This window comes from Gemmobacter aquatilis, from assembly GCF_900110025.1.
Taxonomy (GTDB): Bacteria; Pseudomonadota; Alphaproteobacteria; order Rhodobacterales; family Rhodobacteraceae; genus Gemmobacter; species Gemmobacter aquatilis.
Genome location: NZ_FOCE01000013.1, coordinates 48,812 through 64,667 on the forward strand (window position 1 = coordinate 48,812; position 15,856 = coordinate 64,667).

At 64.8% G+C, this 15,856-nt stretch carries 13 protein-coding genes; 4 read left to right on the plus strand and 9 right to left on the minus strand.

The annotated features are described in order from the left end of the window. Positions 1–7: 7 nt before the first annotated feature. The 5 genes from BMX43_RS17295 to BMX43_RS17315 form a co-directional block, all read right to left on the minus strand. Positions 8–1,033, minus strand: a complete 1,026-nt coding sequence (locus BMX43_RS17295) for an alpha-ketoacid dehydrogenase subunit beta (RefSeq protein WP_091303416.1) — start codon at positions 1,031–1,033, stop codon at positions 8–10. A 21-nt stretch (positions 1,034–1,054) separates the two neighbouring features. Further along, complete coding sequence (locus tag BMX43_RS17300; protein WP_175482160.1) at positions 1,055–2,041, minus strand: thiamine pyrophosphate-dependent dehydrogenase E1 component subunit alpha; 987 nt, start codon at positions 2,039–2,041, stop codon at positions 1,055–1,057. 388 nt (positions 2,042–2,429) lie between these two features. Continuing rightward, positions 2,430–3,539 carry an aminotransferase class I/II-fold pyridoxal phosphate-dependent enzyme gene (locus BMX43_RS17305; RefSeq protein WP_091303418.1) on the minus strand — a complete coding sequence of 370 codons (1,110 nt, stop codon included), beginning with the start codon at positions 3,537–3,539 and terminating at the stop codon, positions 2,430–2,432. Positions 3,540–3,572: 33 nt separating this feature from the next. Continuing rightward, the gene (locus tag BMX43_RS17310) at positions 3,573–4,964 is read right to left on the minus strand and encodes an FAD-binding oxidoreductase (protein WP_091303419.1); all 1,392 of its coding nucleotides are present in this window, start codon (positions 4,962–4,964) and stop codon (positions 3,573–3,575) included. A gap of 101 nt (positions 4,965–5,065) precedes the next feature. Continuing rightward, positions 5,066–6,619, minus strand: a complete 1,554-nt coding sequence (locus BMX43_RS17315; RefSeq protein WP_091303420.1) for an ABC transporter substrate-binding protein — start codon at positions 6,617–6,619, stop codon at positions 5,066–5,068. A gap of 191 nt (positions 6,620–6,810) precedes the next feature. On the opposite strand from BMX43_RS17315, the gene BMX43_RS17320 reads away from it, so the two are divergent. The 3 genes from BMX43_RS17320 (at position 6,811) to BMX43_RS17330 (ending at position 10,055) form a co-directional block, all read left to right on the plus strand. Beyond that, positions 6,811–7,743 carry a LysR substrate-binding domain-containing protein gene (locus BMX43_RS17320; protein WP_091303421.1) on the plus strand — a complete coding sequence of 311 codons (933 nt, stop codon included), beginning with the start codon at positions 6,811–6,813 and terminating at the stop codon, positions 7,741–7,743. An 86-nt stretch (positions 7,744–7,829) separates the two neighbouring features. Beyond that, positions 7,830–8,870, plus strand: coding sequence for an aromatic ring-hydroxylating dioxygenase subunit alpha (locus BMX43_RS17325; protein WP_091303422.1), 1,041 nt, complete (start codon positions 7,830–7,832; stop codon positions 8,868–8,870). Positions 8,871–8,873: 3 nt separating this feature from the next. Continuing rightward, positions 8,874–10,055, plus strand: a complete 1,182-nt coding sequence (locus BMX43_RS17330; protein WP_091303423.1) for a 2Fe-2S iron-sulfur cluster-binding protein — start codon at positions 8,874–8,876, stop codon at positions 10,053–10,055. Positions 10,056–10,139: 84 nt separating this feature from the next. On the opposite strand, the gene BMX43_RS17335 is transcribed toward BMX43_RS17330, so the two are convergent. The 3 genes from BMX43_RS17335 to BMX43_RS17345 are packed head-to-tail and all read right to left on the minus strand — an operon-like array spanning position 10,140 to position 13,587. Then, on the minus strand, positions 10,140–11,753 hold the full coding sequence (locus tag BMX43_RS17335) for an ABC transporter ATP-binding protein (RefSeq protein ID WP_091303424.1): 1,614 nt from the start codon (positions 11,751–11,753) through the stop codon (positions 10,140–10,142). Between the two features lie 3 nt (positions 11,754–11,756). Continuing rightward, on the minus strand, positions 11,757–12,614 hold the full coding sequence (locus tag BMX43_RS17340) for an ABC transporter permease (protein WP_091303425.1): 858 nt from the start codon (positions 12,612–12,614) through the stop codon (positions 11,757–11,759). A 4-nt stretch (positions 12,615–12,618) separates the two neighbouring features. Beyond that, positions 12,619–13,587, minus strand: a complete 969-nt coding sequence (locus BMX43_RS17345; protein ID WP_091303426.1) for an ABC transporter permease — start codon at positions 13,585–13,587, stop codon at positions 12,619–12,621. Positions 13,588–13,746: 159 nt separating this feature from the next. Here BMX43_RS17345 and BMX43_RS17350 point away from each other — a divergent pair, with 159 nt between their 5' ends. Beyond that, positions 13,747–14,430, plus strand: a complete 684-nt coding sequence (locus tag BMX43_RS17350) for a histidine utilization transcriptional repressor HutC (RefSeq protein WP_091303427.1) — start codon at positions 13,747–13,749, stop codon at positions 14,428–14,430. A gap of 17 nt (positions 14,431–14,447) precedes the next feature. On the opposite strand, the gene BMX43_RS17355 is transcribed toward BMX43_RS17350, so the two are convergent. Then, complete coding sequence (locus BMX43_RS17355; RefSeq protein WP_091303428.1) at positions 14,448–15,839, minus strand: formimidoylglutamate deiminase; 1,392 nt, start codon at positions 15,837–15,839, stop codon at positions 14,448–14,450. Positions 15,840–15,856 lie beyond the last annotated feature (17 nt).

The following is a 15,856-nucleotide window of genomic DNA, read 5'->3' on the forward strand; positions in this document are numbered from 1 at the left end:
GGGGGGATCAGGCCGGGATGACGGCCCCGCAAAGCTCGCGCGCGGCTGCAACGATCTTGTCCGCATTGGGCAGGCAGTATTGCTCCATCACGCGGGCAAAGGGGATCGGCACATCCGGGTAGGCGATGCGCCGGGGCGGCGCCTTCAGATCGGCCAGGTTGGTTTCGGTAACGGTGGCGATGATTTCGCCCGAGACGCCGAAGCTGTGGTAATCCTCGTCAACGACGATCAGCCGCCCGGTCTTGGCCACACTGGCGCGGATGGTGTCGCGGTCCAGCGGCACCAGCGAGCGCAGGTCCACCACCTCGGCGCTGATGCCCTGATCCTGCAGGATCCTGGCGGCCTTCAGCCCGTGATGCACCCCCTGCGCAATCGAAACGATGGTCACATCGCGCCCCTCGCGGGCAATCCTGGCCTTGCCGATCTCGACCTCATAGGGTTCTTCGGGCACATGGACGATGGCGCCTTTTTCCGTACCCAGCCAGCCCATGCCCTGAAGGCCCTTGTGATACATGTAGATCACCGGGTTCGGATCGCGGATCGCCGCCGTCATCAACCCCTTGGCGTCATAGGCGTTTGACGGGCTGACCACCTTCATCCCCGGCAGGTGGGCAAAGCTGCCATAAAGGCATTGCGAATGCTGGCCCGCATCCGAATAGCCGCCCCCGGTCGAGGTCATCAGCACCATCGGCACATTGAACTTGCCACCGGAGAAATAAGTGTTCTTGGCCATCAGGTTATAGATCGCGTCGAAACACACGCCGAAGAAATCGACGAACATCAGTTCGACCACAGGGCGCATCCCGTCCTGCGCCGCGCCAACGGCGGCACCGATGAAGCCGGTTTCCGAAATCGGCGTGTCGCGCACGCGCTCCTTGCCGAATTCCTCGGCCAGACCACGGGTATTGCCGAAGACGCCGCCCAGATCGGCAATATCCTCGCCCATCACGAAGACGCGGGGGTCAATCCGCATTTCCTGTGCGGTGGCCTCGGCCATGGCACGGGCAATTGTCAGTTTACGTTCGTTGTCCATCTGTTTTCCTCCCTCTCGCGCTCAGGCAAACACGGCTGTCAGTGCGTCTTCCGGTTTCGGATCCGGGCTCTGGCGGGCAAAGGCGATGGCCTCTTCGATCTCGGCGCGGGCCTTGTCTTCGATTTCATCCAGTTCCGCCTCGGTGAAGCCGTGATCGCTGACCAATAGCCGGCGCAGGTTGGGGATCGGGTCCTTGGCGAACAGCGCATCCTTTTCGCCATCGGGGCGGTAGCCTTCGGCATCGCCCATGAAATGCCCGGCAAGGCGGTAGGTCTCGACCTCGATCAGGGTCGGGCCTTCGCCCCTGCGCGCGCGCGCGATGGCCTCGCCCGCGACTTCGTAGATCTTCAGCGGATCGTTGCCGGGGATGTAATGCCCCGGAATGCCATAGGCGGCGGCGCGGTCGGCGTTGCATTGGATCGCGGTCGAGGCCTCCTTGGCGACGGAAATGCCCCAGGCATTGTCCTCGACCACCACGATCATCGGCAGTTTCCACACCGCGGCGAGGTTCAGTGTCTCGTGGAACGCGCCCTGATTGGCCGCACCTTCCCCGATGAAGGACACCGCCACACCCGGCTTGCCCTGAAGCTTGCGCGACAGGGCTGCGCCCGCAGCCGGACCCATGCCCTGCGCGATGATGCCCGAACAGGCAAAGTTCACCTCGGCATCAAAGATATGCATATGGCCACCGCGACCACCGGACAGGCCCGTGGCCTTGCCGAAGATCTCTGCCGCCATCTTCTTCAGATCCACGCCCTTGGCGATGGCCTGATGATGCGGGCGGTGCGTCGCCGTGACGATATCATCGGGCGTGAGGTGGGCGCAGACGCCCACGGCGACCGGCTCCTGCCCGTTGGAGAGATGCATCTCGCCGGGGATCGGCCCGTTCGCCATGTTGAAGACGGGGGTCTTTCCCTCCATGTAGATCTTTTCGATCAGCTCTTCGAAATGACGGCTGGCGACCATTTTTTCATACATCCAGCCCAATGTGTTCCGCGATGGTGTCATGTTTTCCTCCCATGATCCGTCAAAGGATAGGAAGGCGACCCCCATCGGTCGAAAGGAGTTTGAGCGCGCCCCGCCCCGCAGATCGAAACTGTCTTAACTTCGAGGAAATGAGACATCGGCTGATACAGCCGATCCGGGGCGAGACAATCCCGAGCCGGGCGCACTGGGGCAGAGGACAGGCGCCGCCATGAGCGACGGGTCGTGCGGCATGTGCTGCGCGATTGGGGGCGTCAAGGCCCAGCGGCCCCGGCCAGCGTGACGCGGTGCAAGCGACGGGTGCGCGCGACCATCTGGCGCAGTGCCGGGCCTGGCGCTACGTTGCGGCGGATGCTGCGCCGCTGCCGGGCCGTGACTGCCGTGGCCACGGCCCGGTGCAAACCTGTGGTGGTCAAAGCACCCTGGACAGGGCGCTGAGGAAGCTGTCGTTTTCCTCGGCCAGCGCGATGGTGACGCGCGCCCAGTCGAGGAAGGGGCTCTCCTGCCAGCCCTTGATAAGGACGCCGTGATGGCGCAGCGCCTCGGCCAGTTCAGTGCTCGGCTGCCCGGTCTTGAAGAACAGGAAGTTGCCCTGGGTCGGCGCCACCTCGACCCCCATCGCAGTCAGCGCGGCGGTGACACGGTCGCGCTCGGCCCGGATATGGGCGGTTGTGCGGTGAAGATGCGCGTCATCCGCCAGCGCGGCCAATGCTGCCACCCCGGCCAGCGCATTGACGGCAAAGGGGTTGCGCGTCTTGCGCAGCGCCCGCGCCATTCCGCTGTCGGAACACAGCCCATAGCCCACGCGCGCGCCCGCCAGCCCATACGCCTTGGAGAAGGTGCGCAGGCTGATCCAGGCATGGCCTGCACGGTCGAGCAGTTCTGTTGCCTCGAAGGCCAGATCGCCCGACAGATATTCGCGGTAAGCTTCGTCAAACACGATCAGCGTGCCTTCCGGCACGGCGGCCAGCAGGCGGACCAGTTCGTGCGGCGCAATGGCGGGGCCTGCCGGGTTCGACGGCGAGGAGAAGATCAGGATGCGCACCGGCTGTGCCATCGCGTGAATGAGGCCGTCCACCGGGAACTGCCAATCGGCCGGAAAGGGTACCTTTTCCACCACGGCCCCGAGGCTCAGGGCGCCGAATTCATGCAGGCCGAAGCTGGGGCAGATGGTGACCACGCGGTCACCCGGCCGCAGGATGGCGCGGTAGACGGCACCGATCAGATCTTCGGAGCCATTGCCGAGGATGACGGTATCGGCATCGCGGCCGGTGCGCGCGGCAATCGCATGGCGCAGGGCGGTATCGCCGGCATCCGGGTAGCGCCCGACCCCCGCCGCCGCTGCCCGGATCTGTTCGATCGCGGCGGGCGACGGGCCGAAGGGGTTTTCGTTGCTGTCCACCTTGGCCAAGGCATCGCGGCCATAGCGGGCGCGAAACTGATCCAGCGCAAGTCCGGCATTGTAATCGGGCAGGGCGGCGATTTCGGCGCGGATCAGCGCTGCCGAGGAAGGGGTGGTCATGGGAAACACCTTGTCAAAGTGTGGAGGACTGGGTCAAAGAGTGAAGATCTTGCCGGGGTTCATGATCCCCGACGGGTCGAGCGCCCGTTTGATCTGGCGCATGACATCCAGTGCGGCGCCGTGTTCGGCCTGCATATAGCCCATCTTGCCCAGGCCCACGCCATGTTCGCCGGTGGCGGTGCCGCCCATGGCCAGCGCGATGGCGATCAGTCTGGCATTGATCTGCCGGGCCACGGCGGTTTCCTGCGCGTCGTCCGGGTCGAACATCAGCACCAGATGGAAATTGCCGTCACCCGCATGGCCGATCAGCGGGGCGATCAGGTCGGTCTTGTCGATCTCGGCGCGGATTTCGGCGATGCAATCGGGCAGGCGCGAGATCGGCACGCAGACATCGGTGGAAATGCCCTTGATCCCCGGGCGCAAGGCCCGCGTAGCGTAAAGCGCATTGTGGCGCAGCCGCCAGAGCCGGTTGGCCGCTTCATGGTTGTCGGCCGCTTCCACATGCAGCGCCCCGGACCCTTGCGCCAGCTCGACGAACAGGGCGGCGTCATGGGCCACGGCAGGCGCCGATCCGGTGAGTTCCACCCACAGCGTCGGGCGTTCCGGCAGGGCCACGCCACCATGCGCATTGATCGCCTGCATCTGCAAGGTATCGGCCAGCTCGATGCGGTTCAGCCCCAGCCCTGATTGCAGCGCTGCCACCACGCAGGTGGTGGCCGATGGCAGATCCTCGAAGGCGCAGAGGATCGAGCGCGAGGCCTCGGGCCGTCCGAACAGGCGCAGGGTCACTTCGGTGATGATGCCAAGCGTGCCCTCTGCCCCCACGAACAGATGTGTCAGATCGTATCCGGCTGCGGATTTGCGCGCCCGGCCGCCGGTGCGGATCACTTGCCCGTCGGGCATCACCACGGTCAGGCCCAGCACCAGCTCGCGCATCGAGCCATAGCGCACGGTTGTCGTGCCCGAAGCGCGGGTCGAGGCCATGCCGCCCAGCGTGGCATGTGCGCCCAGATCAACCGGGAAGAACAGCCCGGTGGCGCGCAAATGCTCGTTCAGATTCTGGTGGATCACGCCGCATTGCACGTTGCAATCCATATCCTCGGCGTTCACCGCCAGCACCTTGTCCATGCCCGACAGATCGAAGCTGATGCCGCCCCGCGGCGCCAGCACCTGCCCTTCGATCGAAGACCCTGCGCCAAAGGGAATGACCGGCGCGCCATGGCGATGGCACAGGGCAACCGCTTCCGCGACCTCTTCGGTGGATTGCAGGAACAGGACGGCATCGGGCAGCGCCTGCGGCAGCCAGCTTTCGACAGCGCCGTGCTGGGCACGGACGGCCTCGGCCCGGCTAAGGCGGCTGCCGAAACGCGCCGCAAGCCCGTCAATCGCAGCCTGCACGCCGGCGCTAGGTTCAGTGTGGGTCATGGTCTTTTCCGGGGTAGGGAAGGGGGCGGCGGCACGGCGGTGCCCGCCGCATCGCCGGGTCTGCGGGTCGGCATGACACCGGCCCGCAGGATTGCACAGGATCAGGCGTTGAACCACCAGCGTTCGCCGCAGCGCGCGCCATCCAGTTCCCAGTCATTGGCGATGTCGCCATGGCCGATCTTGTCGCTGGTGGCATCCAGGAAATCGGCCCAGATCGGCGCCACAAGCCCGGCATCTTCCCAGATCAGGCTCTGGCATTCCCAATACAGTTCCTTGCGGCGGGTCTCGTCGGCTTCGCTGCGGGCGGCGGCCAGTGCCTTGTTGAACGCCTCGTTATCCCAGCTGCTTTCGTTCCAGCTTCCGATGCTTTCGCGCGAATAGGCCAGCGTCAGCATCGCATCCTCGTTCACGCGGCCCGACCAGCGGGTCGCAAACATCGCACGCTTGCCCCAGATATTGGACCAGTAGCCATCATCCGGCTCGCGCTTGACATCAATGGTGATCCCGGCGCGGGCGGCCTGTTCGGCATAAAGCTGCGCCATGTTGGTGGCCCCGGTGAAGGGCGTCTCTGCCACATGCAGCGGCACGGTCAGCCCGGCCACCCCGGCCTTTTCCAGCAGCGCCTTGGCCTTTTCCGGGTCATAGGCATGCTGCGCGAGATTGGGGTTGTGATAGGCATAGGCCTGCGAGATCGGCTGGTCATTGGCGATGGAGCCATAGCCGCCCTGGATCTTGGACAGCACCTCTTCCCGGTCGATGGCCAGTTTCATCGCCAGCCGTACATCGCGGTCCTTGAACAGGGGGTCGGTGGTGTTCATCGCAAAACCCTGGTGCATCTTGCCCTGGGTCTGGATCAGCTTCATGCCCGGCATCGCCTGCAACAGCGGCGCGGTTGTGGTATCGACAAAGCCCATGGCGTCGATCTGGCCGGTTTGCAGGGCGGTCGTGCGGGCGTTGATATCGGCGATGCAATGCAGCTCGATCGCATCGAAATGCGCGCGGCCCTCTTTCCAGTAGTTCGGGTTCTTGCGCACGACGCTGCGCAGGCCCGGCTCGTAGGCTTCCAGGATGTAGCCGCCGGTGCCGATGCCCTTGTCAAAGTCGCGGTCTTCGGCCGGCACAATCAGCATGTTGATCATCGACAGGATGGCCGGGAAGCCCGCATTCGGCCCCTCCAACGTGACCTTGACCTCCAGCGGGGCGCTGACGGTGATGTCCTTGACCGCAGCCATCAGCGATTTCGCCTCGGAAATCGTGTCGGGGCCGCGGTGCAGGTTCAGGGACCAGACGACATCCTCGGCGGTCAGGGGTTTGCCAGTGCTGAACGTGACACCCGGGCGGATCTTGAAGGTCCATTCCGACATGTCGGCATTCGGACCCCATTCGGTCGCCAGTTCCGGCACCAGCACACCGCCGGGGCCGATTTCGATCAGGCAGTTCCGCAGCTGATATTGCAGATGCATCATGAAGCGGTATTCGTTGACCTGCGGGTCAAGCGTGTCTGCCGTGCTGAAATCTGAGATCCCGAGCCGGAAGGTGCCGCCGGATTGCGGAGTGTTCTGTGCGAAGGCGGGACGCAGGTTCAGCCCAAGCGTGGCGGCGGACATCGCCCCCATGCCCAGCAGAACGGAACGACGGGTGGTGTAAAGGGCCATCTGGCTTTCTCCCTGTTGACGGCGCCCCTTCTCTGGAGGCCCCGGATCGGTGGATGGTCGGCAGGCGGGTTGCAGTGATTGCGATTATGTATGATCTTAATAGCCTAAGACCTGTATCGCTGGCCCACAAATCATTACCGCTGTATACTTGTTAAGCTTGGCTAAACAATCATCCTGGATGGAGCTTAAAAATGAGCACGGGCCTTCCGCCGCTGCGCGCCTTGCAGGCATTCGAGGCATTCGGTCGCGCGGGCACCGTTCACGGCGCCGCCCGCAGCCTTGGCGTGACCCCCGGCGCCATCAGCCAGCAATTGCGGCTGCTTGAAGACCATGCCGGGCTGCCGCTGCTGCTGCGCGAGGGGCGGCGCATCACGATGACCCCGGTGGCGCGCATCTATCACGAGATGATTTCGCAGGGATTCGACCGGCTGGCCCGCGCGCAGGAATTCGTCTCGGCGCAGCGCATGTCCGAGGATCTGACGGTGACCGGCCTGCCAACCCTGCTGCAGAAATGGCTGAACCCGATGATCCACCGCTTTCAGGCCGCCGCGCCCGACACCACCCTGCGAATCGTCGCCACCCACCGCGAGACCGAACCGCAGTTGATGGATCTGACCTTCCGCCTCACCTACGGGCTGGCCGCAACCCATTATCCGCATTCGCGCGCGCTGTTCACCGATGTCTGCTTTCCCGCCTGCTCGCCAGAATTTCTGGCCCGCCATCCCGAGGCTCGGACCAGCGCGGGGCTGGCCCGTCTGCCGTTGATCGGGATCGACTGGGGCATGGATGAATCGGTGGCGCCGCATTGGTCGCACTGGTTCACGGCGCAAGGCACCCCGCTTGCCAGTCCAATGCGGACGGTTGCCGTCTATTCGCTGTCAAGTCTGGCGCTGGAAGCAGCGGCGGCAGGTCAGGGGGTGGTGTTGGCGCAAGCAGCCTTTGCCGGACCGGATCTCGATTCCGGGCGGCTGGTGCGGCTGTCGGACGAGGTGCTGACGATGCCCGAAGCCTATTTCATCTGCTGGGGGCTGACGACCATGACCCACAAGCCTGCGCGCGATTTTCTGAACTGGATTCTGTCGGAAACCAAGGCGAAACGCGATATGAGATGTAAGAAAATCTAAACAATCGACCAGTCTTTCTCGACTGGGCAGCCGTCATTTGTCTGCGCATAATCCTTAGGCAAACAACGCCACATAGGGATGTAGCCATGTTTCTCAAGAACGCCTGGTATGTCGCAGCCTGGAGCAGCGAGATCGACAACAGCCTGCGGCAGATTCTGGTCCTGGGGGAAAAGATCTGCGTCTTCCGCACCACGCAGGGCGAGGTGATCGCCCTGGAAGACGCCTGCCCGCATCGCAAGCTGCCGCTGTCCAAGGGCCGGATCAAGGGCGACACCGTTGAGTGCGGCTATCACGGCCTGACCTTCGATTGCGCTGGCCAATGCGTCTGGGCGCCCGGCGGTGGCCGCATCCCCTCGGCGGCCAAGGTGCGCGCCTATCCGGTGCATGAGAAATATGGTCTGGTCTGGATCTGGATGGGCAATGCCGCCATGGCGGATGCCGATGACATCATCGACATTCCGAATTTCGACAGCCCCGACTGGGGCATCAACCGCGGTGCGGCGATGGAGTTGCAGTGCAACTATCTGCTGATGACCGACAACCTGCTGGACCCGACGCATGTCGCCTGGGTGCATGAGACCAGCTTTGCCCAAGCCGCCACCAAGGACACGCCGCTGAAGGTGACGCGCACCGATGATGGCGTGATCGTCCACCGCTGGATGATGGATGTGGCCCCGGCGCCCTTCTATGCCAAGATCATCGAGTTCGAAGGCAACTGCGACCGCTTGCAGCATTACGAGGTGCGCTATCCGTGCAGCGCGCTGATCCGGGCGATCTTCACCCCGGCCGGCACCGGCGGGCCGGAGGGCACACTGCACGAGAAGACCTTTGTCATGGACAGCTACAACTTCATGACCCCTTCGACCGAGACGGAAACCCGCTACTACTGGTTCCAGCTGCGCAACATCCGCCCCGACGATGCCGAACTGTCGGCGATGATGAGCGAGGATGTGCGCCACGCCTTCGAGGAAGACCGCGCGGTGCTGAACGAGGTGCAGATCGGGCTGCGCGAAAAGACCTCGCCGCATATTGATCTGTCGATCGACGCGGGCCAACTGCGCTTCCGCCGCCAGCTTGAGGCGATGATCGCCGAAGAACAGGCGGTTGACGCCAAGATGCAGGCCTGAGCCATGGCCGAGACATTTCGGCGGTTCCGGGTGGCGCGCAAGCACCCGGAAAGCAGCGTCATCACCTCATTCCATCTGGTGCCCGCCGATGGCGGCGCGCTCTGGCCTGCGCGGCCAGGGCAATATCTGACCCTGCGCATCCCCGGCCCCGAAGGCCCGGTGCTGCGCACCTATTCGCTGTCGAATGCCGTTGATGCCCCGGATTGCCACCGAATTTCGGTGAAGCGCGAGGCGGGGCTGAACGGCAGGCCCGATGGCATCGGGTCGGTCTGGCTGCATGACCGGCTGGCCGAGGGCGCCGAGATCGAGATCGCAGCCCCGCGCGGCGCGTTCTTTCTGGACGAAGACAGCACGCGCCCCGTGCTGCTGCTGGCGGGCGGGGTCGGGCTGACGCCGCTGTTGTCGATGCTGCATCGTCTGGCACAGGGCAATCGCAAGGTCTGGCTGGTTCATGCGGTGGAAAACGGCGCGGTGCAGCCGCTGCGCGCCGAAGTGGCGGCGCTGGCTGCCGCTGCCGCCGGGCGGATCACCATCTGCAATGTGCTGCGCAGCCCCGCGCCGGGGGATCACGCCGATGCCACAGGGGCGGTGGATGCCGCACTGCTGCAATCCTTGCTGCCGCTGGATGATTATCAGGTCTATCTCTGCGGGCCTGTGCCCTTCATGGTGGCGATGTGGCGGCTGCTGACCGGCCTGGGCATTGTCCCGGAACGGATTGCCTATGAATTCTTCGGCCCCGGCGGCTCGCTGCCGAAACTGGCCGCCGACCAGGCTGCCCCGCCCCCGCCTGCGATCCCGCGCATTCCGGTGAATGCCCCGAAATCGCTAAATAAGCTGGATTTCCTGACCGATCCCGATGTGCGGAAGGCTGCGGAACCGGTGGCCCGCAAAGGCCAGCCCCCGGCGATGCCGCCTGCCGATGCCGAGAGCGGAGACGAGGTGGTCTTTGCCCGGTCTGGCGTGACGGTGGCGTGGAACAGCGGTGTGAGCTCCATCCTAGAACTGGCCGAAAGCGCGGGGCTGGACCCGGCCTTCGTCTGCCGGTCCGGCATCTGCAATTCCTGCCGCTGCGGGCTGAAGGAGGGGCAGGTGGACTATTTCAGTGATCCGCTGGACCCGCCCGGCCCCGGTCAGGCGCTGATCTGCTGTTCCCGCCCCAATGGCCGCGTGGTGCTGGACCTCTAGGCGCCTTCCGGGCGAAATCAAAAGGGCGGCCCCGCAAAGGGCCGCCCTTTTTCATGCCCGGCAGGGCCGTGCCGTGCGGGGCGGTCAGCCCGCCGCCCGCCGCTGTTCCAGCACCTGGGTCAGCCAGTCCGGGTCCATCTCGGGCACCGAGGACAGAAGCAGGTCGGTATAGGCTTCGTGCTGTGGCGAGAAGATGCGGGCCTTGTCGCCCTGTTCCACCACCCGGCCGTGCTGCATCACCACCACATGATCGGCAATCGCCCGCACGGTTGCCAGATCATGGGTGATGAACAGATAGCTGATGCCGCGCTCGCGCTGGATGCGGTCCAGCAGCCGCAGGATGCCCTCGGCCACCAGTTGGTCCAAGGCGCTGGTCACCTCGTCGCAGATGATCAGCTCCGGCTCGGCGGCCAAGGCGCGGGCGATGCAGACACGCTGCTTCTGCCCGCCCGAAAGCTCGCCCGGCAGCCGCTCGATGAAGCGATCCGGGTCCAGCTCGATCTCGGTCAGCAATTCGCGGATGCGGGCCTCTTTCGCGCGGCCCTTCAGGCCCAGATAGAACTCCAGCGGGCGGCCCAGCACTTCGCGGATGCGCTGGCGCGGGTTCAGCGCGGTATCGGCCATCTGGTGGATCATCTGCATCCGCTGCAACAGCTTGCGCGGCCGCCCGCCAACGGTGGTGGGCAATACCGCGCCGTCAAACGTCACCTTGCCGGTGGTGGGCGACAACAGCCCCATCACCACCCGCGCCGTGGTGGATTTGCCGGAACCGCTTTCCCCCACCACAGCCACGGTGCGCCCGCGCGGCACCGCAAGCGACACGTTGTCCAGCACCTTCTGCGTGCCATAGGAGGCATCCACCGCGTCGATCTGCAACAGGGGCGGGCCTGCTGGCGCCGGACCCCGCGGCGCGGGCTGGAATTCCCGCACCGCCCAGAGCGAGCGAGTATAAGCCTCGCGCGGGTGGGCCAGCATCTCGCGCACCGGGGCGTCTTCGACCTCTTCGCCCTTCAGCAGCACCTTCACCCGGTCAGCCATCTGGGCGACCACCGCAAGGTCATGGGTGATATAGATCGCCGCTGCGCCATGGTTGCGCACGATGTCGCGGATCGCGGCCAGCACTTCGATCTGTGTCGTCACATCCAGCGCGGTCGTGGGTTCATCGAAGATGATGAGGTCGGGCTTGCAGGCCATGGCCATCGCCGTCATCGCGCGCTGCAACTGCCCGCCAGACACCTGATGCGGAAAGCGGAAGCCGATCTGATCCGGGTCGGGCAGCCGCATTTCGGCATAGAGCCGCACCGCCTCGGCCTCGGCCTGCGCCCGCGGCATCACGCCATGGCGCACCGGCGCTTCGCAATGCTGGCGGATCAGCCGCCAGGCGGGGTTGAAGGCCGCCGCCGAGGATTGCGCCACATAGGCGATGCGCCGCCCGCGCAGATGGCGCAACACCTGCGCGCTGGCGCCGACCAGTTCCTGCCCGTCAAAGCGGATAGAACCGCCCGCGATACGGCAACCGGGGCGAACATGGCCCATGGCGGTCAGGCCAAGGGTCGATTTGCCCGCGCCGCTTTCGCCGATCAGGCCCAGCACCTCGCCCCGCGCGAGATCAAGGTTCACGCCCTTGACGATCTTGTGCCAGTCGTCGCCGGAACGGCCTTCGATCCACAGATCGCGAATTTCCAGAAGTTTGGTCATGGCTCAGTCCTTCAAGCCGCTGGACAGGTGCAGCACCCAGTCCACCACCAGATTGACCGCAACCGTCAGGATGGCGATTGCCGTCGCAGGCAGCAGGGGGGCCAGGCCGAAAGTGGCGGTTTGCCAGGTTGCGAAATTGGCAAAGGAAATCAGTCGCGCACTTTCCCGCACCATGGACCCCCAATCCGCCGTCGGCGGTTGCAGACCCAGCCCGAGGAAGCTGAGCGCCGAGATGAACAGGAAGACGAAACAGAACCGCAGCCCGAATTCCGCGATCAGCGGTGCCGAGGCATTGGGCAGGATTTCGCGGCGGATGATCCAGCCCAGACCCTCGCCGCGCATCCGGGCGACCTCGATATAATCCATGGTCAGGATGCCCTGCGCGACGGCGCGCGACAGGCGGAACACCCGCGTGCTGTCCAGCGCCGCGATCACAAGCACCAGTGCCGTGGCCGAGGCGCCGGTGATCGTCAGGATCAGCAGCGCAAAGATCAGCGACGGGATCGCCATCAGCACGTCGATCAGCCGCGACAGCGCGGTGTCGACCCAGCCGCCGACGGTGGCGGCCAGCAACCCCAGCGCCGCCCCGATCAGGAAGGCAAGGCAGGTGGTGATCAGCGCCAGCCCCACCGTATTGCGTGCGCCATAGATCAGCCGCGACATCACATCGCGGCCGAGCGCGTCGGTTCCCAGATAATAGGGTGCGATCCACGGCTGATAGGCGGCACCGGCCACCTCGGATTCGCCATAGGGCGCGATCAGCGGGGCGAACAGCGCGAGGATGGCATAGATCACGATCAGCGCCAGCCCGATCCGGGCCGACAGCGGCGCGCCGCGCAGGTGGAAAAGCCAGTTGGTCACAACGTCACCTCGGATGCAGCAGGCGGGGATTCGACAGGATGCCGATCACATCCGCCACAAGGTTCAGCAGGATGTAGGTTGCGGCAAAGATCAGGCAGGCGGCCTGCACCACCGGCATGTCGCGCTTGGCCACGCTGTCAACCAGCAACTGCCCAAGACCAGGATAGACAAAGACCACCTCGACCAGCACCACGCCGACGATCAGATAGGCGAGGTTCAGCGCAACCACCGTCACGATGGGCGCCACCGCATTGGGCAGCGCATGGATGGCGATCACCCACCAGCGCTTCATGCCCTTCAGCTCGGCCATCTCGATATAGGGCAGGGCCAGCAGGTTGACGATCGCCGCCCGCGTCATCCGCATCATATGTGCGGTGACGATCAATACCATGGTCAGGGCGGGCAGGAAGCTGACATAAAGCCGCTCGCCCAGGCTCATGGCGGGGGTCACGCCAGCGAGGCTGGGGAACCAGCCCAACTGCACCGCGAAGATCAGGATCAGGATATAAGCGACAAAGAATTCCGGGAAGGAAATCACCGCGAGGGTGGAGCTGGAGATCCAGCGATCCAGCAGCGATCCGCGATACAGCGCGGCGATCAGCCCGAGCAGGATCGACATGGGCACGGCGATCAAGGCCGCATATGCGGCAAGGAAGAAGGTGTTGAAGGCGCGGTCGCCGATCAGATCTGTGATCGGGCGCCGGGTGACCAGCGACTGGCCGAAATCGCCTTGCACCGCATTGCCCAGCCAGGTGACATAGCGCCAGAGCGGTGGATCGTTCAGCCCGAACTGGGCGTTGAAGGCGGCGATGGTCTCTGGCGTGGCCGATTGGCCCAGCACCTCGGTCGCGATGCTACCGGGCAGCAGCTCGACCGCCCAGAAGATCACTGCCGAAACCACGATGAGCGTGAGCACCCCGATGGCGAGTCTTTTGAGGACAAGTTTGGGGATCGGTGATAGCTTGAGTGCCATTTGTCTAGACTTTGACCATGATATGAATATTCATAATGACGAAGAATATGTGCCAGTCCAGAAAAATCGGCGGGATTTGTCATATAGAGGTTGAAATGCTTCGGCTTCTGCTTGCCAACCGGGCAGGCTGTGTGTGCCGTGAGCGGATAATGTGGTGAAATGACTTATCGAGACATCAAGGCTGATATTCTGGAGCGGATATTGAACGGCACCTGGCCGCCGGGCAGCGCCGTGCCGAACGAACAGGATCTGGCAGTTGAATATGGCGCGGCGCGGGCGACGGTGAACCGCGCCATGCGCGAACTCGTCGATGAGGGATTCGTTGAAAGGAAGCGCAAGGCGGGCACCCGGGTTCGTCTGACCCCGGTGCGTCAGGTGCGATTCGAGATCCCGTTGATCCGCAAGGAGATCGAGGAACAGGGCGCCGCCTACCGCTATGCGCTGATCCGGTCCGAGGTGATGCTGGCGCCCGACTGGTTGCGCGCCAGGCTGAACCTGAAGCCGGGGACCGAGGTGCTGCATCTGGTTTGCATGCATTTCGCCGATGGCAGGCCCTATCAGCTTGAGGATCGCTGGATCAACCTTGCCGCCACGCCGCAGGGCCGCGACTTTGATTTCTCGACTGTCGGCCCCAATGAGTGGCTGGTGCAGCAGGTGCCGTTTTCCGATGTGGAGATCAGCTTTTCGGCAACCGCCGCTGATCCCGAACAGGCGATGCTGCTGAACTGCCACGCGGGCGATGCCCTGTTCCGGGTAGAGCGGCAGACCACATGGCAGGATCAGGTGGTCACCTATGTCAGCCTGATCTACCGCCGCGACCATCGGATGACGACCCGCTACTGAAGCGGGCCGCCGCTGTTTCAGGCCTCGGCCCGCAGGCTTTGCACTGCGGCGACATAGGCGCTGCGGATCGCGTCGCGGCGGATATGGCGACCGTCCTGCACCATATGGCGGCCTGCCGACCACACATCGCGCACCATGCCGCTGTCGCCGGCAAAGGCAAAGCTGTCGGGGATGAAATCGCCCTGCAATCCGGTCAGATCCGGGTGATCCATGTCGAAGGCCAGCAGATCGGCCCATTCCCCAACGGCAATGGCGCCTGCGCCGCGCCCGGCCGCCTGTGCCCCGCCGCGCGAGATCGCATCCATCAGGCGCCGCCCGGTGGACAGATCGGGGGTGGCAAAGGCCGCGCGGCTGTGGTCGCGCAGGCGCTGGCTGGTATCCAGTTGCCGCAGTTCTTCGGCCAGCGAGATGCGGATATTGCTGTCCGACCCGAGGGAGATCGCCCCGCCTGCCTCGGCCCAGCGGATGCCGTCAAAGATGCCGTCGCCGAGGCTCGCCTCGGTCAGCGGGCACAGGCCTGCCACCGCGCCGCTGCGGGCAAGGGCGATGGTTTCCGCAGGCAACATGCGGGTGCAATGGATCAGGCACCATTGCGGCGACAAGTCCAGATTGCCCAATGCCCATTCGACCGGGCGCGCGCCGGTGGCGCCCAGCACCTCGTCCACCTCGGCCTGCTGTTCGGCCAGATGCATGTGAACCGGGCCGTCGCCCGCCAGCGCCACGGTGGCCGCCAGATCGCGCGCCGCCACCGCGCGCAGCGAATGCGGCGCCACGCCGATGCGGGTATCACCCGGCAGGCTGGCCAGGGCCTGCCGCGCGCCATCGAACAGCCGGGCAAAGCGGTCGGCGTCATTGCCGAATCGCAACTGGCCGCCGTTCAGCGCGCGGCCATCGCAGCCGCCTTGCTGATAATGCACCGGCAGCAGCGTCAGGCCGATGCCGGTCTGTTCGGCGGCGGCGGCGATGCGGGCCGAGAGTTCGGCCAGATTGTCATAGGTCTGCCCGCCCGGCGCATGGTGCAGATAATGGAATTCCACATTGGCGCCAAAGCCCGCCTCCAGCATTTCCATCTGCACATAGGCGGCAATCGCTTGCACCTGATCGGGGGTGATGCGGTCCAGAAAGCGATACATCAATTGCCGCCAGCTCCAGAAACTGTCGCTCTGCGCCGCGCTGCGCCGTTCGGTCAGCCCGGCCATTGCGCGCTGGAAGGAATGGGAATGGGTGTTGGCGGGGGCGTGAACGATCACCTCGCGCCGCAGGGCATGTGCCGGGGCGGGGCCGCGTTCGATGCGGGCGATCCGGCCATCTGCACCGATTTGCAGCGCCACATTCTGTGCCCAGCCATCGGGCAAAAGCACCTGTCTGGCCCAGAGAACGACCGCTTCCTTGGAACTGAAATCTGCCATGTGACGACTCGCTTGAC

Coding starts and splice junctions, on each gene's coding strand:
- BMX43_RS17295 (WP_091303416.1), bottom strand. CDS start 1,033: ATGGACAACGAACGTAAACTGACAATTGCCCGTGCCATGGCCGAGGCC.
- BMX43_RS17300 (WP_175482160.1), bottom strand. CDS start 2,041: ATGACACCATCGCGGAACACATTGGGCTGGATGTATGAAAAAATGGTC.
- BMX43_RS17305 (WP_091303418.1), bottom strand. CDS start 3,539: ATGACCACCCCTTCCTCGGCAGCGCTGATCCGCGCCGAAATCGCCGCC.
- BMX43_RS17310 (WP_091303419.1), bottom strand. CDS start 4,964: ATGACCCACACTGAACCTAGCGCCGGCGTGCAGGCTGCGATTGACGGG.
- BMX43_RS17315 (WP_091303420.1), bottom strand. CDS start 6,619: ATGGCCCTTTACACCACCCGTCGTTCCGTTCTGCTGGGCATGGGGGCG.
- BMX43_RS17320 (WP_091303421.1), top strand. CDS start 6,811: ATGAGCACGGGCCTTCCGCCGCTGCGCGCCTTGCAGGCATTCGAGGCA.
- BMX43_RS17325 (WP_091303422.1), top strand. CDS start 7,830: ATGTTTCTCAAGAACGCCTGGTATGTCGCAGCCTGGAGCAGCGAGATC.
- BMX43_RS17330 (WP_091303423.1), top strand. CDS start 8,874: ATGGCCGAGACATTTCGGCGGTTCCGGGTGGCGCGCAAGCACCCGGAA.
- BMX43_RS17335 (WP_091303424.1), bottom strand. CDS start 11,753: ATGACCAAACTTCTGGAAATTCGCGATCTGTGGATCGAAGGCCGTTCC.
- BMX43_RS17345 (WP_091303426.1), bottom strand. CDS start 13,587: ATGGCACTCAAGCTATCACCGATCCCCAAACTTGTCCTCAAAAGACTC.
- BMX43_RS17350 (WP_091303427.1), top strand. CDS start 13,747: ATGACTTATCGAGACATCAAGGCTGATATTCTGGAGCGGATATTGAAC.
- BMX43_RS17355 (WP_091303428.1), bottom strand. CDS start 15,839: ATGGCAGATTTCAGTTCCAAGGAAGCGGTCGTTCTCTGGGCCAGACAG.